This is a genomic window from Paracoccus albicereus (genome assembly GCF_024359525.1).
GTDB lineage: Bacteria > Pseudomonadota > Alphaproteobacteria > Rhodobacterales > Rhodobacteraceae > Paracoccus > Paracoccus albicereus.
Genome location: NZ_JAKZEU010000003.1, coordinates 357,179 through 379,009, shown reverse-complemented (window position 1 = coordinate 379,009; position 21,831 = coordinate 357,179). Strand labels below are relative to the sequence as shown.

Below are 21,831 nucleotides of genomic sequence, written 5' to 3'. Positions count from 1 at the left end.
ATCAACCACCGGCCGCCGCCGATGTTCCGGGCCGCCCGCCCCTTGTGACGATCCGCATTCCGCCCTATCCCTCTGCCGAAATTCGCCAAAGGGTTAACCGCCATGACCGATGCCCCGAAGATTGACGCGCCGAAGAAAGTCGTCCTCGCCTATTCGGGCGGCCTCGACACCTCGATCATCCTGAAATGGCTGCAGACCGAATATGGCTGCGAGGTCGTCACCTTCACCGCCGATCTGGGCCAGGGCGAGGAGCTTGAGCCCGCCCGCAAGAAGGCCGAGATGCTGGGGATCGCGCCCGAAAACATCCATATCGAGGATCTGCGCGAGGAATTCGTCCACGATTTCGTCTTCCCGATGTTCCGCGCCAACGCGCTCTACGAAGGGCTTTATCTGCTTGGCACATCCATCGCGCGGCCGCTGATCTCGAAGCGACTGGTGGAACTGGCGCATCAGCACGGTGCCGACGCAGTGGCCCACGGCGCGACCGGCAAGGGCAACGATCAGGTCCGGTTCGAACTGTCGGCCTATGCGCTCGACCCCGCGATCAAGGTGATCGCACCGTGGCGGCTGTGGGACCTGACCAGCCGCACGAAGCTGATCGAATTCGCCGAACAGAACCAGATTCCGATCGCCAAGGACAAGCGCGGCGAGGCGCCGTTCAGCGTCGACGCGAACCTGCTGCACACCTCGTCCGAAGGCAAGGCGCTGGAGAATCCGGCCGAGGCCGCGCCCGACTATGTCTATCAGCGCACCGTGAACCCCGAAGACGCGCCCGATACGCCCGAATTTATCGAAGTGACCTTCGAGAAGGGCGATGCCACCGCGATCGACGGTCAGGCGATGTCGCCCGCCACGATCCTGACCAAGCTGAACGAGCTGGGCGGCAAGCACGGCATCGGGCGCCTGGACTTCGTGGAAAATCGTTTCGTCGGCATGAAGTCGCGCGGCATCTATGAGACGCCGGGCGGCACGATCCTGCTCGAGGCGCATCGCGGGATCGAACAGATCACGCTCGACAGCGGCGCGGGCCACCTGAAGGACAGCCTGATGCCGCGCTATGCCGAACTGATCTACAACGGCTTCTGGTTCAGCCCCGAACGCGAGATGCTGCAGGCCCTGATCGACAAGAGCCAGGAACATGTGACCGGCACCGTGCGGCTGAAGCTCTACAAGGGCAGTGTCACCTGCGTTGGCCGTTGGTCGGACCACTCGCTCTACAGCGAGGCGCATGTGACCTTCGAGGACGATGCGGGCGCCTACGATCAGAAGGATGCGGCGGGCTTCATCAAGCTGAACGCGCTGCGGCTGAAACTGGTCGCGAACCGCAACGCCCGCACCGGCTGATGCGTATCCCGTCCCGAACCTGTCCGGTTCTATGATTTGTTATGCCGGTGCCTTAAGGTTCGACCAAGGCACACGGCACGAAGACCCGGACAGCGACAAGGGACAGCGACATGACCAACATCGAGGATCCGCTGAACGGTTCGGACGACCCGAGCTTTCAGACCGACCACACGCTGGGTGAGGACAATATCGAGGGGACAATCGGTCCCTTCGGCTTTGACATCCACAACCCGGTCTTTGTCGTCTCGGCCCTGACCTCTCTGGTCTTCATCATTCTGACGCTGACTTTCCCCAACACGGCAAGCAACGTCTTCCAAGCCATCGTCAGCTTCGCCACGCAGAGGCTCGACTGGTACTTCATGATCGTGGTCGATTTCTTCCTGCTGTTCTCGATCGCACTGATCTTCACGCCCTATGGCAAGATCCGGCTTGGCGGGAAGGACGCGGTTCCCGATTACAGCTACCTCTCTTGGTTCTCGATGCTGTTCGCTGCGGGAATCGGGATCGGGCTGCTGTTCTTCGGCGTGCTGGAGCCGGTCTACCATATGAACGTTTCGCTACCCCTCAACACGCCGTCACCCATCGGCGCGGATGGCGAGATCATTACCCAGAACATCGCGGACGCGCGCGCGATGGGCATCGCGGGAACCTATCTGCATTGGGGCCTGCATGGCTGGGGCGTCTATGTCGTCATGGCATTGGCGCTGTCGCTCTTCACCTTCAACAAGGGCTTGCCGTTCTCGATTCGATCGACCTTTTACCCGATCCTGGGGGACAGGGTCTGGGGCTGGCCCGGCCATATCATCGACATCCTTGCCGTGTTCTCGACGCTTTTCGGCCTTGCGACCAGCCTCGGCCTGGGCGCGCAGCAGGCCAATGCCGGCTTCAATTTCGTTTACGGGATTGAGGTCAGTACGTCGACGCAGGTGATCGTCATCGTGCTCGTGACCTGTGCGGCCCTGATCTCGGTCTGGCGCGGACTGGACGGCGGCGTGAAGGTGCTGTCCGAGATCAACATGGGGATGGCGCTGCTGTTCTTCCTGTTCGTCCTGTTCACGGGACCGACGCTCGCGGCGCTGAGCGGGTTCTGGACCGGGCTCGTGACATATGCGGAAAACATCGTACCGCTGTCGGCACCCTTCGGACGCACCGACGACGCCTTCCGGCAGGACTGGTCCGCCTTCTACTGGGCGTGGTGGGTCAGTTGGGCGCCTTTCGTCGGCATGTTCATCGCACGCGTGTCGCGAGGGCGAACCGTGCGCGAATTCGTCATCTGCGTCCTGCTGATCCCAAGCCTGATGATCTTCATCTGGATGGGCGTCTTTGGCGGTATCGCGATCGAGGAACTGTTCGCCGATCCGGCCAACAGCCTCGTCAAGGAATACGTGATCGACAATTACAGCCCTGAACTGTCGCTATTCGGGATGCTGCATGAACTGCCCTTCACCGAAATCACCTCGATGGTCGCGATCGTGCTTGCCCTGATCTTCTTCGTGACATCCTCTGACTCGGGCTCGCTGGTCGTGGACACGATCACGGCGGGCGGCAAGGTCGACGCACCAAAACCGCAGCGCATTTTCTGGGCTTCGATCGAAGGTCTGATCGCCATCGTCCTTCTGATCGGCGGCGGCCTGTCGGCCCTGCAGGCAGGCGTGACCGCGACCGGGATCCCGTTCTCGGTGGTCATGCTCGGGATGTGCTACACGATCTGGAAAGCGTTGCAGACGGAGCCGTGTTGAAACATGGGGCCTGCCGGTCCAGCGGCTGGTCTTTTCTTCGGCCCAGAATCGCGTCACGATCCTGACCATGACGCATCAACGCCAAATCGCCCGCATCGCCATCCTCACCGTCTCGGACCGCGCGGCGTCTGGCGAATATGAGGACAAGGGTGGACCCGGCGCCGAGGCCTGGCTTCGGGACACGATCACCTCACCGATGGAGATCGCGCGCCACATCATCCCCGATGGGCGAGAGATTGTCGCAGCGAAACTGCGCGAACTTGCCGAGAATGGCGCCGATCTGGTCCTCGTCACGGGCGGCACCGGTCCCGCGCCGCGCGACCAGACCCCGGAAGCGGTCTTCGATGTCGCCGAGCGCGAGTATCCGGGTTTCGGCGAGGAGATGCGCCGAGCCTCCCTGCGAGAGGTGCCGACGGCGATCCTGTCGCGCCAGACCGCGGTCAGCCGGGATGCGACGCTGATCATCACCATCCCCGGCAAGCCCTCGGCCATTGCCACATGCCTGAATGCGGTCTTCGCCGCAGTGCCTTATTGCCTCGACCTGCTTGGCGCCGCGCGGATCGAAACCGACCCCGCGCGGATCGAGGCATTCCGCCCGAAAGGGGCGTGACCTTCAACGCCGGCCCGCGCATCTTGTGGATAAGACACCGCTAAGGCCCACATCTTGCGTCCAAGCTTGACTCGGACGGTGTGGCGCACCCAAAATGCCCAAAAAGACGACGATTCCCGACAAGGGGGACAGGGCAGTGCGTTTCGACAAACTCAGGCTCAATGGCTTCAAGAGCTTTGTGGACCCGACCGATCTGGTGATCCGGGACGGGCTGACGGGGGTTGTCGGCCCAAATGGATGCGGAAAATCCAATCTTCTCGAAGCGTTACGCTGGGTCATGGGCGAAAACCGACCGACTGCGATGCGCGGTGAGGGGATGGAGGATGTGATCTTCGCCGGCACCACGCGGCGCGGCGCGCGCGGTCATGCCGAGGTCAGCCTGACCATCGACAACCGCAATCGTCTGGCCCCTGCCGCTTTGAACGACGCGGACCAGATCGAAATCGCCCGTCGCATCACCCGAGACGCGGGTTCGGCCTACAAGATCAATGGGAAAGAGGTTCGCGCGCGCGACGTGCAGATGCTTTTTGCGGATGCGTCGACCGGGGCGCACAGCCCGGCGCTGGTTCGCCAGGGTCAGATCAGCGAACTGATCAACGCCCGTCCCAAGAACCGCCGTCGCATTCTTGAGGAAGCGGCAGGTATCTCGGGGCTCTACCAGCGACGGCATGAGGCCGAGCTGAAGCTGAACGGCGCCGAAACGAACTTGGCCCGGGTCGATGACACGCTGGAGCAGTTGGCGTCGCAGGCCGCGACGCTCGCCCGCCAGGCTCGCGCCGCCGCGCGCTATCGTGAAATCGGCGCCGCGCTGCGCCAGGCCGAAGGCGTGCTTCTATACCGCCGCTGGGCCGAAGCGGATGAGGCCCGGCGCGCCGCCGCGGATGCTTTGGCCGTCGCGGCGAAAGCTGCCGCCGAGGCCGAAACGGGTTCGCGAAAAGCGGTAGCATTGCGAGAGAAGGCAGAGGCCGCGCTGCCGCCGCTTCGCGAGGAGGAGCAGGTCGCCGCGGCGATCCTGTCGCGGATCGTGGTCGAGCGTGAAGCGCTCGACGAGGCCGAGGCGCGGGCCGCTGAAGCGATTGCGCAGCTAGAGGCGCGGATCGCGCAGCTTGATCGCGATATCGAGCGCGAGGCCGCGCTGAACCGCGACGCGGGTGAGGTCATCGGCCGATTGGACTGGGAACAGGCCGAGATCCAGAAAGCGGGCGTCGGTCACGACGATCGGCTCGACCGCGCGGCGTCTCAGGCCGACGAGACCGCCGAGGCGCTTCGTTCTGTCGAGACACGCCTTGCGGAACTGACCGACGAATCCGCGCGTCTCGCCGCACGTCATCAATCGGCCGAGCGCCTTGCTGCGGATCTGCGCGATATGCTGTCCCGCGCCGAACGCGCCGCGGCAGACGCGGATACGACCGCGATGCAGGCCGCTGAGGCCGGCAAAACTGCCGAGGCTGCGCTACGCGAGGCCGAAGCTGCGCAGACGCAGGCCAAGCGAGACTGCGATGCTGCCGAAGCGCGACTTGCCGGTGCCGAACGAGAACGGGCCGAGGCCGAAGCAGCGGAAGCCGCAGCGCGCGCGACCCGTGCCGAGGCGGAGGGCGACCATGGTGCACTGGCCGCCGAGATTGCTGCGCTGGAACGTCTGGTTCAGCGGGGCAGGGGCGACGGCAGCACGCTGCTGGATCAGGTGACGGTCACGCCGGGCTTCGAGGTCGCTTTCGGTGCGGCGCTTGGCGACGACCTGTCCGCGGGACTGGCGCAGGACGGCGCATCCGGCTGGCATGTGCTGCCTGGCTGGGACCGACCACAGGCTTTGCCCGATGGCGCCGCCTCGTTGGCGCAGCATGTGAAAGGCCACGGCGTCCTGGCACGACGTCTGTCGCAGGTGGGGCTGGTCGCCGATCTACAGGTCGCGGTGGGGATGCAGGCCGATCTTGAACCCGGCCAGCGACTTGTGACCAAGGCCGGCGATCTGGTTCGCTGGGACGGAATGCGGGTGATCGCAGGTGAAGCCGCATCCTCGGCTGCCCTGCATTTGCAAAAGGTAAACCGGCTGACCGAACTTGGCGGGCAGGCCGCCGCGGCGCAGGCCAAGGCCCGGACCGCAGCCGAAGCTCACGATGCGGCGAAACAGGCGCTGAGTGCTGCTTCGACAGCGGAGCGCGAGGCGCGCGACGGCAGGCGCGACGCGGAACGGTACCTGTCGGACGCGATCCGTGCTGCAACGCGGGCGGAATCGGATCTGTCGCTGGCGCAAGGACGCGCGGAGGCGGCGCGGGGCGAAGTCGCGCGTCACCGCGCGGACGCGGGCGATGCGCGCAAGCGGCTTGCTGATGCAGAGCGTGCCGTCGCAGACCTGCCCGATCGTGCCGCCGCCGCCGAGGCTGTCGAGAATGCGCGCACAGGTGTCGAAGCGGCGCGGATCGCGACGATGAGCCGGCGTTCGGCACTGGATGAATTGCGGCGCGAAGGGAATGCGCGCGTGAAGCGATCGCAGGAGATCGCGAAGGAAGTGTCCGGCTGGCGCCTGCGTCTCGATCAGGCCGAGACTCGGGCCGCAGAATTGTCGGGGCGCCGTGACAGTGCCGCCGAAGCTCTTGAACAGGCGGCGGCGCAGCCTCGCGTACTCGCCGAACGGCGCAACAGCCTGACGGCCCGCGAAACGGACGCGTCCGATCGATTGGAGCGTGCCCGGCAGGTGCTGGTTGCGGCCGACGATGATCTGCGCACTGCGATGCAGGCCGAACGAGACGCGGAGCGTCAGGCCTCGGAGGCACGGGAACAGCGTGCCTCTCGCGAGGCGCGTGCCGAGGCCGCACGTGACACCGAAACGGCCGCTCGTGCGCGCATTAGTGAGGATACCGGCGGCACACCAGATGCGCTGCTTGTCGAACTTGACGGCGCCCCGACCGAGACACCCGTCGCAACGTTGGAGGATCAAATCGCGCGCTTGCGCAGCCAGAGAGAGGCGCTGGGTGCGGTCAACCTGCGCGCCGATGAGGACAAGCGCGCGCTGGAGGAGGAACGCGAGACCCTTGCCGTCGAAAAGGCCGATCTGGACGAGGCGATCCGCAAGCTGCGCGCCGGGATCGGCAGCCTGAACCGTGAAGGGCGCGAGCGGTTGCTGGGCGCCTTCGACACGGTGAACGCCAATTTCGGCACGCTGTTCACCACGCTCTTCGGCGGTGGCGAGGCGCGGTTGGTTCTGGTCGAATCCGATGATCCGCTGGAGGCCGGGCTGGAAATCATGTGCCAGCCGCCGGGCAAGAAGCTTTCGACCCTGAGCCTGCTCTCGGGCGGCGAGCAGACCCTGACGGCGATGGCACTGATCTTCGCCGTGTTCCTTGCGAACCCCGCGCCGATCTGCGTGCTGGACGAGGTCGATGCACCGCTGGACGACGCAAATGTCAGTCGCTTCTGCGACCTGCTGGACGAGATGACTCGTCGGACCGAGACGCGGTTCCTGATCATCACCCATCACGCCGTCACCATGGGGCGGATGGATCGACTGTTCGGCGTGACCATGGTCGAGCAGGGCGTGAGCCAGCTGGTCAGCGTCGATCTACAGCGTGCGGAGGCTCTGGTCGCCTGACCGACCCCGCGTTAGGTTGCGGCCCAAGCCAGACAACCTAAAACCGAAACGGGGAATCACATGGACATCGAAAGCCGCCTCGCCGAGCTGGGCATCACGCTGCCCGACGCGCCCGCACCCGCCGCGAACTACGTTCCGGCGGTGCAGTCAGGCAACATGCTGTTCGTGTCAGGCCAGATCAGCGCCGACGAAAACGGGTTGATCAAGGGCGTGGTCGGCCGTGACCTGGATGTCGAGAGTGCAGCGGCCGCCGCACGCCGTTGCGGTCTGGCGCTGATTGCGCAGGCGCGCGCCGCGACGGGTTCGCTGGACAAGATCGTCCGCGTCGTGAAGCTGACCGGCTTCGTCAACTCGACGCCCGATTTCACCGACCAACCCGAGGTCATCAACGGCTGCTCGGACCTTATGGTCGAGGTCTTCGGCGATGCCGGCCGCCACGCCCGCGCCGCTGTCAGCGCCGCCGCCTTGCCGCGCGGCGTCGCGGTCGAGGTCGAGGCGATCTTCGAGATCGCATCGTGACCCTGCCGCCCGAGTTTCTGGACCGCCCGATCGCCCATCGCGGTCTGCACGACGCGCAGGTCCCTGAAAACAGCGTTGCGGCGGCCGAGGCGGCCATTGCGGCGGGCTATGGGATCGAGTTGGATATACAGCACACGGCCGACGGCACGCCCGTTGTCTTTCACGATTACGACCTGACGCGTCTGGCCGGGGACGAAGGATTTGTGGCCGACCTGACGACCGAGGAACTCGCCGATTTCAGGCTGGGAAAAAGCGATCAGGCAATTCCGCTATTGTCGAGCTATCTCAAGATCATAGACGGCCGTGCCCCGCTGCTGATCGAGATCAAGGATCAGGATGGACGGCTGGGCGAGCAGATCGGCGATCTGCATCTGCGCGTGGCCGAGGCATTGTCGGGCTACAAGGGTCCCGTCGCGGTAATGTCCTTCAATCCGCATGTGGTCGCGGCATTTCACAAGCAGGCGCCCGACATCGCCTGCGGGATTGTGAGTTGCGATTACAACGAAGATGACTGGCCGATGATCGACGACGCCACGCGCTCGGACCTCGCTTCGCTTTCCATGTTCGACCAGTCCGGCGCGTCTTTCGTCTCGCACGACCACAAGGATCTCGCGAACCCTGCCATCACGGCCTTGCGGGCACGCGGCGTGCCGATCCTGTGCTGGACGATCCGGTCCCCCGAGGCCGAGGCGCAGGCGCGGACCCGCTGCGACAACATCACCTTTGAAGGCTACCCTGCGGCGACGTGAACCTATTCGCGGTGACGAAATATTGCGGGGGCATCCGCCAGGACCTTGGGCTATGCCTGCTGACAAAGCCTGGGCCGATGATTAGGTCCTGCCCATGAGCGCCGAGATCAGCGTCGAGACCCATTCCGCCATCGCAGACATCGCGGCCCGTGACTGGGACCGAATGGCGGGGGACAATCCGTTCACATCGCATCGGTTCCTGCATGCGCTGGAGGCATCCGGGTCGGTCGGGGACAAGACCGGCTGGCAACCTCTGCATCTGACCGCGACACTGGACGGCACGCTGGTCGGTGTCGCGCCGCTTTACGCCAAGACGAACAGCCAGGGCGAATACATCTTCGATCACGGCTGGGCTGAAGCCTACGCTCGCGCGGGTGGACGCTATTACCCCAAGCTGCAATGTGCGGTGCCGTTCACGCCGGCGACGGGTCCGCGGCTGCTGTCGCCCGAAGCCTCGATCCGGGTGGCGCTGCTGCAGGGCATGGCGCAGATCGCCGAGCGGGCGGAACTGTCAGGCGTCCACGTCACCTTCTGCACAGAGGATGAGGCCGATCTGGCGGCCGAGGCGGGCTACCTTCGCCGCACCAGCCAGCAATTTCACTGGCTGAACGACAATTACGGCGATTTCGGTGACTTCCTCGCCGCGCTGTCCAGCCGCAAGCGCAAGGATCTGCGTAAAGAGCGGGAGCGCGCGCAGGGTTTCGGCGGCACCATCCGACAATTGACCGGGGACCAGATAGAGCCGCGTCACTGGGATGCCTTCTGGCGGTTCTACCAGGACACCGGCAGTCGCAAATGGGGCCGCCCCTATCTGACCCGCGCCTTCTTCGACCGGATCCACGACACGATGCGCGACGACATCCTGCTGGTGTTGGCCGAACGCGAGGGCCGTCCGGTCGCCGGCGCGCTGAACTTCATCGGACCGGATGCGCTATACGGTCGCTACTGGGGCTGCACCGAGGATCACCCGTTCCTGCATTTCGAGCTGTGCTATCACCAGGCCATCGACTTCGCGATCTCGCATGGCCTGTCGCGGGTCGAGGCTGGCGCGCAGGGGGAACACAAACTGGCGCGCGGCTACGTCCCGGTCGAAACTCACTCGCTTCACCGGATGAGCGATCCGGCATTTCATCGCGCGGTCGAGGATTATCTGCAGCGCGAGCGCGAGGCGGTGGGCGAGGATATCGAGATCCTGTCGGGCCACACGCCGTTCAGGCGCGGCGACTAACGGATCAAGCGGGGAAGAACTTGTCCGAGGCGGTGAAGATCTCGCAGCCGTCGGCGGTTACGCCCACGGAATGCTCGAACTGCGCCGACAGCGACTTGTCGCGGGTCACGGCTGTCCAGTCATCGGCCAGAATCTTGGTCTCGGGTCGGCCGAGATTGATCATCGGCTCGATGGTGAAGAACATGCCTTCCTCAAGCCGCGGGCCCTTGCCGGGACGGCCGAAATGCAGAACGTTCGGCGGGGCGTGGAACACGCGGCCCAGCCCGTGGCCGCAGAAGTCCCGCACGACAGACATGCGCTGGCCTTCCGCATAGGTCTGGATCGCCGCGCCGATGTCGCCGAACGTCGCGCCGGGGCGGACCGCCTCGATCCCCTTCATCAACGCGTCATGCGTGACGCGGATCAACCGCTGCGACTTGATCGACGGGTTGCCCGCAACGTACATGCGGCTGCTGTCGCCGTACCAGCCGTCCACGATCACCGTCACGTCGATGTTCAGGATGTCGCCGTCCGACAGGACCTTGTCGCCGGGAATTCCGTGGCAGACGACGTGGTTCACGCTGATGCAACTGGCGTGCTGGTAGCCGCGATAGCCGATCGTGGCGCTGGTCGCGCCCTCTTCCTCGACCCGGCGGGTGATGAAATCGTCGAGCGCGCCCGTGGTCACGCCCGGCTCGACCAAGGCGCCGACCTCATCGAGGATGCGGGACGTCAAGGCACCGGCCTTGCGCATCCCCTCGAAATCCTCGGCCGGGTGGATGCGGATACCTTCCTTGGTCAGCTGCGCGTCGTTCATCGGAAAATCCTTTCGCCTGTCCGCCTAGATAGCGATCGGCGGCCTCTTGTTCCAGTCCCGTGCGCAGGCGTATGAGGAAAGCGCCATCACCGAGCCGGGGATTTTCCATGCAATCCGACAATCCGACCGCCGCGATCCTCGTCATCGGGGACGAGATCCTGTCGGGCCGCACGCGAGAGGGCAACGCCCATCATCTGGCCGAGCGCCTGACAGACGCGGGGATCGATTTGCGCGAGGTGCGTATCGTTGCCGACGACCACGATCAGATCGTGGCGGCGATTCGGGCGCTCGACGGCAGCCTTGGCGGGACCTGCGATTACCTGTTCACCTCTGGCGGAATCGGGCCGACGCATGACGACATCACCGCCGACGCGGTGGCGGCGGCGCATGGCGTCGGGATCGAGATCAACGAGGAAGCCAAGGCCCTGATGGTCGAGCGCTGGACCCGGCTTGGGGTCGAGGTCACGGGCAACCGGCTGCGCATGGCGCGCATCCCGCTGGGCGCGAGTCTGATCCTGAACGAGGTCAGCGCCGCGCCGGGGTTTTCGATCGGGCATACGCATGTGATGGCTGGCGTGCCGCAAGTCTTTACGGCCATGGTCGACTGGCTGCTGCCGCGTCTGCCGGCTGGACGCCGTGTCACCAGCGCCTCGGTCGAGGTGCTGCGCCCCGAAAGCGCGGTCGCCGACGATCTGGGCGCGCTGGCTGCCGAATGGCCGGACCTGTCGATGGGCAGTTATCCGTTTCACCGTCCCGAGGGTTTCGGGACCAATCTGGTGATCCGTGGTCTTGATGCCGAGCGTGTCGCCGCCGCGATGGACGCGCTGCGCGAGCGCCTTTCGCTGTGAGCGAGGCCGCGCTCTTCCGGGCTTTCGAGCGGACCTGGCCCGCGGCAGAATACGCCGATGCAGGCGGGTTTTCGGTCGGGCGTGGGCGTGGCGGTGGTGGTCGCGTCAGTTCCGCCCGCAAGGCCGGCAACTGGAGCCCCGACGATATCGAAGCTGCGGCGGACCTTCAGCGAGGATGGGACCAGGAGCCGATGTTCCGGGTGCTGGACAGCGATCACGCGCTGACCGAGGCGCTGGAGGATCGGGGTTACGCCCGTACCAACCCCACCGCGATCATGGCCGTATCGGTCGAGCGGCTGACCGACCGTGACTTGCCGCCGGTCACGGCCTTCACCGTTTGGCCACCGCTCGCGATCCAGCGAGAGATCTGGTCCGCCGGCAATATCGGTCCATCGCGTCAGGCAGTGATGGACCGCGTCACCGGACCGAAAGCCGCACTGCTGGGCCGGATCGAGGATCGCGCGGCCGGTGCGGGTTTCGTTGCAATCGACAGTGGAGTCGCGATGATTCATGCGGTCGAAGTTCTTCTCCCGTGGCGGCGCAAGGGCCTCGCGGCGTGGATGATGCGCGCAGCAGCCTTCTGGGCGCGCGAAAATGGTGCCGAAACCTTGGGTCTGGCAGTCAGCCGACCGAATGTTGGGGCGCTGGCGCTGTATGAACGGCTCGGCTTCGTCGAGAAAGCGGGCTACGCCTATTTCCGCAAGCCCGAACAAGCATGAGCGGACCGACCGACTATTACCTGGGGGTCGACGGCGGCGGCACCGGTTGCCGAGCGCTTTTGTGCGACGCCGCAGGGCGCGAGATCGGCGAGGGAAGGGGCGGGCCGGCCAATGTGAATTCAGACCGCGGCAGCGCGCTGTCGGCGATTCTGGATGCATCCTCGCAAGCGCTTGACGGCATCGCGCCTGAACGGGTCACGGCGGTGCTGGGTCTGGCAGGGGCCGAGGTCTCGTCCGCGCGCGACTGGTTGGTCGCGGAACTGCCCTTCGGGCGTGCGCAGGTTGTCCAAGACGCAGTGATTGCCACGGCCGGCGCCTTGGGTGACCGCGACGGCATCGTGGCGACATTGGGCACCGGATCGGTCTTCTCGCGTCAGCTCGGCGGTGCGTTCCGCCTGATCGGCGGCCGCGGTCCGGTGCTGGGTGACGAGGCTGGCGGTAGCTGGTTGGGGCGACAGCTTCTGTCCCGCGTCCTGCGCGCCGCTGATGGCCACGCGGCGATCACGCCGCTGGCGCAGAGGCTGCTGGATCGGATGGGTGGCGTCCCGGGCATCGTGACGTTCGCCAGCCGTGCGCGTCCGTCGGATTTCGGCGGCCTTGTGGCCGATATCCTTGCCGCGACGGACGATCCGCTGGCCGCCGCGCTGCTGGCAGAAGCGGACACCCACGTCGCGGCGGCGATCGGGCTGCTGCAACAGACCGAAACGCTGCCGGTCGCCTTTGTCGGCGGCCTGGGTCCGATCTATCAGGCACGGCTGGCCGGCCGCTGGCCTATCGTCGCACCGCTGGCATCACCGCTTCACGGTGCTGTCCAGATGGCCCGCGCAATGGTTGCCGCATGATCCTGCGCGGCGCCCGCATCTTCGACGGTGAGCGGTTCCACGACGATGCCGCGCTGCATCTGTCGGGCGATAGGATCGACGCGATCCGCCCCGACGACGGCACCGGCGAGGATCTGGGCGATGGCATCCTTGCGCCAGGCTTCATCGACCTTCAGGTGAACGGCGGTGGCGGCATCATGCTGGACGCCGACACCGGCGTCGAAGGCATCGCCCGCATCTGCACGACCCATGCCAGCCTCGGCGCGACCACGATCATGCCAACCTTGATCACCGATCGTCCCGAGGCGACTGCGGCAGTCATCGCCGCAGGGGTCGAGGCAGCGCGGCAGTCTGTTCCCGGATTTGCGGGCCTGCATCTGGAGGGTCCTCATCTCGACCCGCGACGCACGGGTGCGCACGACCCGGCTTTGATCCGAGCCATGGACGATGCCGACTTGTCGCTGCTTGTCGAGGCCGCGAAGAAACTTCCGGCGCTGATCGTGACGCTGTCGCCGGCTTCCGCCACCGCCGGGCAGATCGCTGCGCTGGTCAAGGCAGGAGCGATCGTCAGCCTCGGCCACGCCGAAGCCACGCACGACGAGGCGCTGGCGGCGCATCTGGCCGGCGCGAGCATGGTGACCCATCTCTTCAACGCGATGAGCCAGCTTGGATCGCGCGAGCCGGGGTTGGTCGGGTCGGCCCTGTCCGAGCCCTTCGACTGCGGCATCATCGCGGATGGACATCACGTCGATCCCGCGACGCTGGCGCTGGCCATGCGGGCAAAGACGACGGGGCGGATGTTCCTCGTCTCGGACGCGATGGCGGTGGCCGGGACGGATGCAGTGGAATTCACGCTGGGCGGACGCCGGATCCTGCGCGGGGACGGGCGGTTGACGCTGACGGACGGCACTCTCGCGGGCGCGGATCTCAGCCTGCCGCAGGCCGTCGGCGTCATGGTGCGGCAGGTCGGGGTTCCGGTCGAGCGTGCGTTGGCGATGGCGAGCAGCGTGCCTGCCGCAATCCTGGGCACGACGGATCGCGGCAGGCTCGACCCCGGCCTTCGCGCCGACCTGGTCCATCTGAAAGATGATTTCGGCCTGCACCGCGCATGGCAGGGCGGTCTTGAGCTTGACGTGGTGACGCCATGATCGACCGGATCGCCGGACTGCCGGTCCTTTTCGTGATGGCGGCCGATGCCGAATACGGCCCGCATCTTCGTCGCCGCATCACGCCATTGATGACGGGCGTCGGCCCTGTCGAGGCGGCGGTGACGCTTAGCACCGCGCTTGCGCAGGCGGCAGAGTTGCCGCGGCTGATCGTCTCGCTCGGCTCTGCCGGTTCGCGACGCTTTCCCCAGGCCGAGGTGGTGCAGGTAAGTGCGGTCGCCTACCGCGACATGGACGCAAGCCCGCTAGGCTTTCCGCGCGGCGAGACGCCATTTCTAGACCTGCCCGCGCGGCTGGACCTGCCCCATCGCATCCCGGGCCTGCCCGAGGCTACACTGTCGACGGGTGCGAACATCGTCTCTGGCGCCGGCTATGACCGGATCGGCGAGGACATCGTCGATATGGAAACATTCGCCCATCTTCGGGCTGCGATGCGGTTTGGCGTTCCGCTGATCGGGTTGCGAGGAATTTCGGACGGGGCAGAGGAGCTGCGCGTCCTTAGCGACTGGACGCAATATCTGCATCTGATCGACGAACGACTGGCTGCGGCGCTCGACCTGCTGCAAAGCGCGATCGGGGACGGACATATCGTGATCTAGCGATGCTTGCCCTTCGAGCCCCCGGCTCGTAGACGGGTTCGACCCGACCGGAGGAGCGGAAGGCAGGCATGGCGCGGCGACCAGAGACGACCCGATCAGGTGCAACAGCAGATGCGACGGATCGTCCCACCAGTCGACGGATCGGCGCGCTGGCAGCTCTTTGGCCCTTCGTCCGACCCTATTGGTCGCAGCTTGTACTGTCGCTTGCAGCGCTAGTGCTGACGGCCGGGATCAGCCTGATTCTGCCGCTGGCCGTCCGGCGCGTCGTCGACGGTTTCGGCGCCGGCAGCGATCTGCTCGACGCCTATTTCGAGGCGGCCTTGGCAATCGTCGTGGCGCTCGCCGTCGGTACCGCGCTGCGTTACTTCCTTGTGACCCGCCTTGGCGAGCGTGTCGTGGCCGATATTCGCAAGGCGGTCTTTTCGCGTGTCATCACGCTGAGTCCGGGGTTCTACGAACGGGTCATGACGGGTGAAATCCTGTCGCGCATCACAACCGACACGACCCTGATCCAGTCGGTGATCGGGTCCTCGGTGTCGATCGCGCTGCGCAACCTGATGATCCTCGTTGGCGGGATGACGATGCTGGCCGTCACCTCACTGAAGCTGATGGGGCTGGTGCTGCTGCTTGTCCCGATCGTGATCGTGCCGATCGTGGTGATGGGACGCCGCCTGCGCATCCTTTCACGGGCGAACCAGGACTGGATCGCGACATCCTCGGGTGCCGCGTCCGAAAGCCTTCTCGCCGCGGCGACCGTGCAGGCTTACACAAGCGAAGGGCGTATCGCGGCGGATTTCGACCGCGTGACCGAACAATCCTATGACACGGCAATGCGTCGCGTGACGACCCGCGCGCTGATGACCGGCATCGTGATCTTCCTGATCTTCGCAGGCGTCATCGGTGTCCTGTGGATCGGCGCGCGCGACGTCCGCACCGGCGCGATGAGCGTGGGTGCGCTGGTTCAATTCGTGATCTATGCAATCATGGTCGCCGGCTCGACCGGCGCGTTGTCGGAAATCTGGGGCGAGCTTCAGCGTGCTGCAGGGGCGACCGAACGGCTGGCGGAGCTTCTGGGCGCGCGCGACCTGCTGCGCGATCCGGCCCATCCGATCCCGTTGTCCCAGCCTGTTCGGGGCGCGATTACCTTCGACGGGGTCAGCTTCCGCTATCCGGCGCGGCCCGATCTGCCGGCACTGGAAGAGATCGACCTTCGTGTCGCGCCGGGCGAGACGGTGGCGCTGGTCGGTCCGTCGGGTGCAGGCAAAAGCACAATCGTGCAGTTGATCGAACGCTTCCGCGATCCCGACGCCGGCAAGGTCATGTTGGACGGGATCGATCTTCGCGACATGGAACGGGCCGATTTCCGTCGCGCCATCGCGCTTGTGCCGCAGGATCCCGTGATCTTCGCCCGTTCGGCACGCGACAACATCGCATTCGGTCGCCCGGATGCAACCGAGGCCGAGATCGAGGCGGCAGCCCGAGCGGCGCATGCGCATGATTTCATCACCGCCCTTCCCGGCGGCTATGCAAGCCTTCTGGGCGAGCGCGGCGTGATGCTGTCGGGCGGACAGCGGCAACGGATCGCGCTGGCCCGCGCGATCCTGCGTGACGCGCCGGTCCTGCTGCTCGACGAGGCGACGTCTGCGCTGGACGCGGAGTCAGAGCGGGCGGTTCAGGCCGCGGTTCAGGAAGTCTCACGCGATCGCACGACGATCATCGTCGCCCACCGGCTTGCGACGGTAAAGCGCGCCGACCGGATCGTCGTTCTGGATCAGGGTCGTATCGTGGCACAAGGGACGCACGAGGCCTTGGTCGCGCAGGGCGGGCTTTACGCGCGCCTGGCGCGGCTGCAGTTCACCGACGGTGCGGATGACGCCGCGACAGATGCAACCGCCGCTCAGCGGGGTGCGGCGTAGACCGCAGCCCAGTACACCGTACGTCCGTCCGCGCCGATCGCGCTGCCGAGTCCGAAATGGCGTGCCTGCCGCATGGTGATGTTCTTGCGATGGCCGCGCGAATTCACCCAAGCCTGCAAGACACCGCTTACGGTGAATGGCCCCGCGGCGATGTTTTCGGCCGTTCGGCTTGGCGCATAGCCGGCTGCCTTGACGCGAGCGGCCGGTCCGTTGGTGCCGCTGCCCCGATGGCTCATCCGTCCGCTTCGCGCCATGTCGCAGGCATGCCGCGCGGCGGCCTGATTCAGCGCCGGATGCGCGGTCAATGCGGGAAGGCCGCTGGCCTTTCGAACGGCATTGGTGGCGATGGTTCCGACCCGCGCGATCGAGCCGCTTGTCGGCTGACAGGTGACACTGGCATGGGCCTGCCCCGCCACCGCTGTCCCGATCAATGTCATCGCAAGAAAAGCCGCTCTCAGCCGCATGTTCGCATCTCCGCCGGTGAACTCGGAATTGAATTTGCACAGCTTGAAAACCTGCTCAACTGATGGTTGCGCGGAAGATCGCCGACCGACAGTGCGACTGGCAAAGCGCCGCCGCTGGCGCGGTCCGCGACGTGACGTTGCGATGTGCGGCAGCTGACGCTCTGACGCAGCGTTGCCGGTTCGATAGGGCGCCTGCGACCCTTGCTTGACCCGCGACTTTCGGACCATGCTGCCTCCCAATCAGCGCCGACAGGGGAGGAGACCGGCAATGGCCAAATTCGCTGGCATGGAGGATCGCAACCGCGTCGAGGCCGAGTGCGCCTATGAGGATCGCGGCCTGCCCGTGACGATCTATCGCTTTCTGGCCCAGACGGCGGAGCGTCACGGTGACCGGCCCGCGATCAGCTTTCAGCTTCAGGCCGGTCCATCCGATCCCGCAGTCACGCTGACCTGGTCCGATCTGTTCGAGCGTGTGACCGAGACCGCCAACCTGTTTCGCAGCCTTGGGGTCGGTCCCGACGATACCGTGGCCTACCTGCTGCCGAACTCGATCGAGACGCCCGCGGTTCTGCTGGGCGGGGCCGTCGCGGGGATCGTGAACCCGATCAATCCGCTTCTGGACGCCGAGCAGATCGCGGGGATCCTGCGCGAGACGAAGGCCAAGGTGCTGGTCACGCTGAAGGCGTTCCCCAAGACCGACGTGGCACAGAAGGCTGCCGCAGCGGTCGCGCAGGCGCCCGATGTGACCCATGTGCTGGAAGTCGACCTGAACCGCTATCTTCGCGGTGTGAAGCGTCTGATCGTTCCGCTGATCCGGCCGCGCGTGAAGTTCGCGCACAAGGCCAAGGTCCTGGATTTTGAGGCCGCAGCCAGCGCGCAGAAGCACAATCGCCTGATGTTCGACGATCCCGAACAGGATCGCGTCGCCGCCTATTTCCACACCGGTGGGACGACCGGAACGCCCAAGGTAGCGCAGCATCGCTATTCGGGGATGATCTATAACGGCTGGCTGGGCGCCACGATCCTTTTCGACGAGAACGATGTGCTGATGTGTCCGCTGCCGTTGTTCCACGTCTTCGCCGCGTATCCGATCCTGATGTCCTGTATCGGTTCGGGCGCGCATATGATCCTGCCGACGCCCGCCGGGTATCGCGGCGAAGGCGTATTCGACAATTTCTGGAAACTGGTCGAGCGCTGGCAGGTCACGTTCCTGATCACCGTGCCGACGGCGATCTCGGCGCTGATGCAGCGCCCCGTCGATGCCGATGTCTCGTCCTTGAGAACCGCGATCTCGGGCTCGGCCGCGATGCCGATCGAGCTGTATAACCGCTTCAAGCAGGCGACCGGCGTCGAGATCGCCGAGGGGTACGGCCTGACCGAGGCGACCTGCCTTGTGTCGTGCAATCCGGTGGACGGGCTGAAGAAGGTCGGATCGGTCGGGGTGCCCTTGCCCTACACGAAGGTTCGCATCCTTGCGCTGGACGCCGAGGGCGCGGGCAAAGACTGCGCCATCGACGAGGTGGGCGAAATCTGCGTCTCGAACCCCGGGGTATGGCCGGGCAGAACCTATACCGAGGATGCGAAGAACCGCGACCTGTTTGCCGACGGTGACTATCTTCGGACCGGCGATCTGGGGCGGATCGACGAAGACGGCTATCTGTGGATCACCGGGCGCGCCAAGGACCTGATCATTCGCGGCGGCCACAACATCGACCCTGCGGTGATCGAGGATGGTCTGTTGTCCCATCCTGCCGTGGCCTTCGTCGGTGCCATCGGCCAGCCCGACGCGTTCGCAGGCGAGTTGCCTTGCGCCTATGTCGAACTGGTGAGCGGTGCCGAGGTCTCGGTCGAGGAGCTTGCGGATCATGCGCGCACGACGATCCACGAGCGCGCGGCGATCCCCAAGCATGTCGAGATCCTGGACGAGCTGCCGAAGACGGCCGTCGGCAAAATCTTCAAGCCCGACCTGCGCAAACGCGCCATCGTCCGTGTGTTCGATGCAGCGCTGGATGGAACCGGCGCCCGCGTGATTGAGGTGGTCGAGGACAAGAAGCGCGGGCTGGTCGCACGGATCGGTAAAGACGACCACACCGACGAGAACGCGGTCCGCGGCAAGCTGGGCGAGTTTGCGTGCGCCTGGGAATGGGCCTGAGGCCTTGGCCTTCGCAGTCACGGCTGACATAAAGGTCATATAGCCTGTCACGGTCGGGAGCCTGCCTTTGGCCACGCTGAACATCGACGACGAAAGCGATGATCTGGTCCTGCTTCAGAACGCGATCGTCGTGCCGCCGGGCCCCAATGGACGCGGCAAGTGGCAACCGTCGGGCGTCCTGACGGCTGACGGCGAGATGGTCGCGAATTCGATCAGTTGGTCCTCGACCACCGAGCCGGTCAACTCACCCCCAAAGATGCCGTCTGAAGACGACATCATCGATCTGCCGGGGACGCATATCTTTGCCGGTATCAGCTATGGTCATTTCGGCCATTTCATCACCGAAAGCATGACGCGCGTGTGGGCGCTGGACGAGCTGCGTGGCAAGGCCGACGGCATGGTCTTCACGCCCAAGATGCAGATGCGCGACAATCAGCGCCCGTTCGAGGTCTATCGCGATCTGGTCGAAGGGATGGGGATCGACCTGCCCATCGTCTCTGCAAAGCAGCCCCTGCGGGTCGAGCGTCTTTACGTTCCGAAGCAGGGTTTTGGACTGGGCGACCTGATGGCCGGCAGTCGCAAGTATCGCGACTATATTCGCAAGCACGCGGGTCGGTCGATCGAGGCCGAGGGTGCCGAGAAGGTCTACATCTCACGCTCTAAACTGCCGCGTGATCGTGGCGGATTGCTGGGCGAATGGAAGCTGGAGGAGTATCTGGCGGCTGAAGGCTATCGAATCTTTCACCCGCAGCTGGAAACCAAGCGCGACCAGCTGGCGCAATACAAGAAGGCGCGGCAGATCATCGCGGTCGATTGCTCGCCCCTGCATCTGCTGGGCTATGTCGGAAACTCGGGTCAATCCGTCGGCATCCTGACGCGTCGCAGCATGACGATGGGCGAGCAGTTCGTGACCCAGCTCGAAGCGTTTCACGGCATCCAGTGTCATATCATCAATGCGCTGGTGAACGACTGGATGCCGAACAATACCGGGCGGCCAAGCCGCTCGTCCTTCGGCGAAGTCAGTTACGCCGACATGTATCGCCAGCTGACGGCTGCCGGCATGATCAAGGGCGAAGAGCCGTGGACCGATCTGACCGCCGAGCAGCGCAATGAGGATCTGCACCGGATCGAGGCGATGCACGACATGGGTTTCAAGCCGCTGCAGCCAGAGGATGGCTTCGCCAGCAGCTTCGCGTCCTAGACGGTTACGGCACGGTCGAGGATGATATCCTCGATCAGCTTGACCGCGCGGTCTTCGACTCTGACGCCGATCAGGCCATCGTTGATGTCGGCAACCTTGCGTGGATCGTCACTGGCGGTATCAGCGAAGACGACTGAATACCGACAGCCGGATGCGTGCGCATTGCCAAGGAAGTCGCCCCACCGGTGCATCTGGGTCTGCAGCGAGCCGATCTCGATGAAGTGGGTTTCCGGTCGCCCGAACATCATGTTGGCGAAGAACGCGCCGTGGGCCGCGACGATGACGTCAGCGCCCTGGATCAGCGCGATCTGCTCTAGCGGTGACAGGCGTTCGAAAAAGACCGTTTCGAATCCATGACTGGCCAGCATGCGGCCAAGCTTTTCCTCACCAATGACGTCGCGCTGGTTGACGTTCTGGTTGTCCGTGTCGCGGCGTACCCAGATGCGGCGCGGCGCCTTCGCGACGGCGGTCTTGTCCAGCAGCGAGACGGCACGTTCTCTCAGCAGCCGCAGCGACACGTCGTAGCTGTTTTTCAGCACGAACTTCCGTCTGCGGATGTGCCCGCCCAGGTTTCGCCATGCTTCGTCCGCGCCCGTCTCTGCCAGTGGTTGGACGATGCGGGGATCACCCGACGCATACAGCAGGTGGCGCGCGTTGAAGGCCAGCGCGACGCGATCGTAGCGGCGCTTCGAGGCATTGAACCGCACCTTGTCCGCAAGCTTGGGAAACAGCGTCTGAATGAAACGGCGCGAGAAGCCGGACTTGTCGTCGTTGCGGCAGTGGAACCGGACCCGACCGACATCCAGCCGCATGGCATGGACCATCATCGGAAGTGCCTCGGTCATGAAGTGGTAGTAGTTGGTCAGGTTGCGACACTCGATTGCGAATTCGAGGCCGGATGCAGTGGTGGATGCGGCGACGGGCAGATCGAGCCGCGTCGCTTCACGCGCTGCGGCGAACAGCCGGTTCGCACGGCGAAACGGGGGCATTCCGGGATTATGCTTGAGGTAGCGGGCATAGGCCCGGTCGCCTGAAGCCCCGTTCAAAAGACACTTGCCGCCAATCTCTGCCGTTCCTGCGCGGAAGACGACATCCTCGGCCAAGGCAGGGACCGTTCCGATCTCGAAGATCGCGGGCGTGATGTCGGTCCAGCGCGTCTCGAGATTGCGTTCGAGGATCCGCTGGATCGCGGGATAGGCGCTGCAGGCGTATTGCCTGACCCGCGCCCCCGCCGCGCGAGTAAGGATCGGGTCGAGGTCACCGAGCAGCGTCAGACCCGGATCGTGACCGGGCAGGAAGAAATACTCGGCCGGCGGAACGGCCCAGCGATCTGATTTGGTCCGGCGCTGTGCCACAGTCCCTCGCAGTTCG

Annotated in this window: 18 protein-coding genes; 15 read left to right on the top strand and 3 right to left on the bottom strand. The window is 65.1% G+C overall.

What is annotated here, in order from left to right; translation table 11 throughout:
• The first annotated feature begins 102 nt into the window (after positions 1-102).
• The 7 genes from MLD63_RS10690 to MLD63_RS10660 all read left to right on the top strand — a co-directional run bounded on the left by MLD63_RS10690 (position 103) and on the right by MLD63_RS10660 (position 9,778).
• Positions 103-1,344, top strand: coding sequence for an argininosuccinate synthase (locus MLD63_RS10690; protein WP_255329889.1), 1,242 nt, complete (start codon positions 103-105; stop codon positions 1,342-1,344).
• A 110-nt stretch (positions 1,345-1,454) separates the two neighbouring features.
• On the top strand, positions 1,455-3,083 hold the full coding sequence (locus tag MLD63_RS10685; RefSeq protein ID WP_255329888.1) for a BCCT family transporter: 1,629 nt from the start codon (positions 1,455-1,457) through the stop codon (positions 3,081-3,083).
• Between the two features lie 67 nt (positions 3,084-3,150).
• Entirely contained in the window at positions 3,151-3,693 is a 543-nt protein-coding gene (gene mog, locus MLD63_RS10680; RefSeq protein ID WP_255329887.1) for a molybdopterin adenylyltransferase, read from the top strand.
• A gap of 136 nt (positions 3,694-3,829) precedes the next feature.
• A complete protein-coding gene (locus tag MLD63_RS10675; RefSeq protein WP_439957651.1) occupies positions 3,830-7,282 on the top strand; it encodes a chromosome segregation SMC family protein in 3,453 nt (1,150 codons plus the stop codon).
• A gap of 60 nt (positions 7,283-7,342) precedes the next feature.
• A complete protein-coding gene (locus tag MLD63_RS10670) occupies positions 7,343-7,801 on the top strand; it encodes a RidA family protein (RefSeq protein ID WP_255329885.1) in 459 nt (152 codons plus the stop codon).
• On the top strand, positions 7,798-8,550 hold the full coding sequence (locus tag MLD63_RS10665; RefSeq protein ID WP_255329884.1) for a glycerophosphodiester phosphodiesterase family protein: 753 nt from the start codon (positions 7,798-7,800) through the stop codon (positions 8,548-8,550). The genes MLD63_RS10670 and MLD63_RS10665 overlap by 4 nt, the downstream gene beginning before the upstream one ends.
• 94 nt (positions 8,551-8,644) lie before the next feature.
• The gene (locus MLD63_RS10660; RefSeq protein WP_255329883.1) at positions 8,645-9,778 is read left to right on the top strand and encodes a GNAT family N-acetyltransferase; all 1,134 of its coding nucleotides are present in this window, start codon (positions 8,645-8,647) and stop codon (positions 9,776-9,778) included.
• A gap of 4 nt (positions 9,779-9,782) precedes the next feature.
• On the opposite strand, the gene map is transcribed toward MLD63_RS10660, so the two are convergent.
• The gene (map, locus tag MLD63_RS10655) at positions 9,783-10,574 is read right to left on the bottom strand and encodes a type I methionyl aminopeptidase (protein ID WP_255329882.1); all 792 of its coding nucleotides are present in this window, start codon (positions 10,572-10,574) and stop codon (positions 9,783-9,785) included.
• Positions 10,575-10,681: 107 nt separating this feature from the next.
• On the opposite strand from map, the gene MLD63_RS10650 reads away from it, so the two are divergent.
• The 6 genes from MLD63_RS10650 (at position 10,682) to MLD63_RS10625 (ending at position 16,643) form a co-directional block, all read left to right on the top strand.
• Entirely contained in the window at positions 10,682-11,422 is a 741-nt protein-coding gene (locus tag MLD63_RS10650; RefSeq protein ID WP_255329881.1) for a competence/damage-inducible protein A, read from the top strand.
• The gene (locus tag MLD63_RS10645) at positions 11,419-12,141 is read left to right on the top strand and encodes a GNAT family N-acetyltransferase (RefSeq protein ID WP_255329880.1); all 723 of its coding nucleotides are present in this window, start codon (positions 11,419-11,421) and stop codon (positions 12,139-12,141) included. The genes MLD63_RS10650 and MLD63_RS10645 overlap by 4 nt, the downstream gene beginning before the upstream one ends.
• Positions 12,138-12,983 (top strand): glucosamine kinase nucleotide-binding domain-containing protein, encoded by an 846-nt coding sequence (locus MLD63_RS10640; protein WP_255329879.1) that lies wholly within the window; start codon positions 12,138-12,140, stop codon positions 12,981-12,983. Before MLD63_RS10645 ends, MLD63_RS10640 begins: the two co-directional genes overlap by 4 nt.
• On the top strand, positions 12,980-14,110 hold the full coding sequence (gene nagA, locus MLD63_RS10635) for an N-acetylglucosamine-6-phosphate deacetylase (protein ID WP_255329878.1): 1,131 nt from the start codon (positions 12,980-12,982) through the stop codon (positions 14,108-14,110). Before MLD63_RS10640 ends, nagA begins: the two co-directional genes overlap by 4 nt.
• Positions 14,107-14,727, top strand: coding sequence for a 5'-methylthioadenosine/S-adenosylhomocysteine nucleosidase (locus tag MLD63_RS10630; RefSeq protein ID WP_255329877.1), 621 nt, complete (start codon positions 14,107-14,109; stop codon positions 14,725-14,727). Before nagA ends, MLD63_RS10630 begins: the two co-directional genes overlap by 4 nt.
• Before the next feature lie 68 nt (positions 14,728-14,795).
• The gene (locus MLD63_RS10625; RefSeq protein ID WP_255329876.1) at positions 14,796-16,643 is read left to right on the top strand and encodes an ABC transporter transmembrane domain-containing protein; all 1,848 of its coding nucleotides are present in this window, start codon (positions 14,796-14,798) and stop codon (positions 16,641-16,643) included.
• Here the strand turns inward: MLD63_RS10625 and MLD63_RS10620 are convergent.
• Entirely contained in the window at positions 16,625-17,107 is a 483-nt protein-coding gene (locus MLD63_RS10620; protein ID WP_255329875.1) for a CAP domain-containing protein, read from the bottom strand. The two genes, MLD63_RS10625 and MLD63_RS10620, sit on opposite strands and share 19 nt — an antisense overlap.
• Positions 17,108-17,375: 268 nt before the next feature.
• On the opposite strand from MLD63_RS10620, the gene MLD63_RS10615 reads away from it, so the two are divergent.
• Together MLD63_RS10615 and MLD63_RS10610 are read left to right on the top strand one after the other, a co-directional pair.
• On the top strand, positions 17,376-19,259 hold the full coding sequence (locus MLD63_RS10615) for an acyl-CoA synthetase (RefSeq protein ID WP_255329874.1): 1,884 nt from the start codon (positions 17,376-17,378) through the stop codon (positions 19,257-19,259).
• 67 nt (positions 19,260-19,326) lie between these two features.
• Positions 19,327-20,460: a glycosyltransferase 61 family protein gene (locus tag MLD63_RS10610; RefSeq protein ID WP_255329873.1), complete on the top strand. Its 1,134-nt coding sequence runs from the start codon at positions 19,327-19,329 to the stop codon at positions 20,458-20,460.
• Here the strand turns inward: MLD63_RS10610 and MLD63_RS10605 are convergent.
• Positions 20,457-21,815, bottom strand: coding sequence for a glycosyltransferase family 61 protein (locus MLD63_RS10605; RefSeq protein ID WP_255329872.1), 1,359 nt, complete (start codon positions 21,813-21,815; stop codon positions 20,457-20,459). The two genes, MLD63_RS10610 and MLD63_RS10605, sit on opposite strands and share 4 nt — an antisense overlap.
• Between the last annotated feature and the right edge of the window lie 16 nt (positions 21,816-21,831).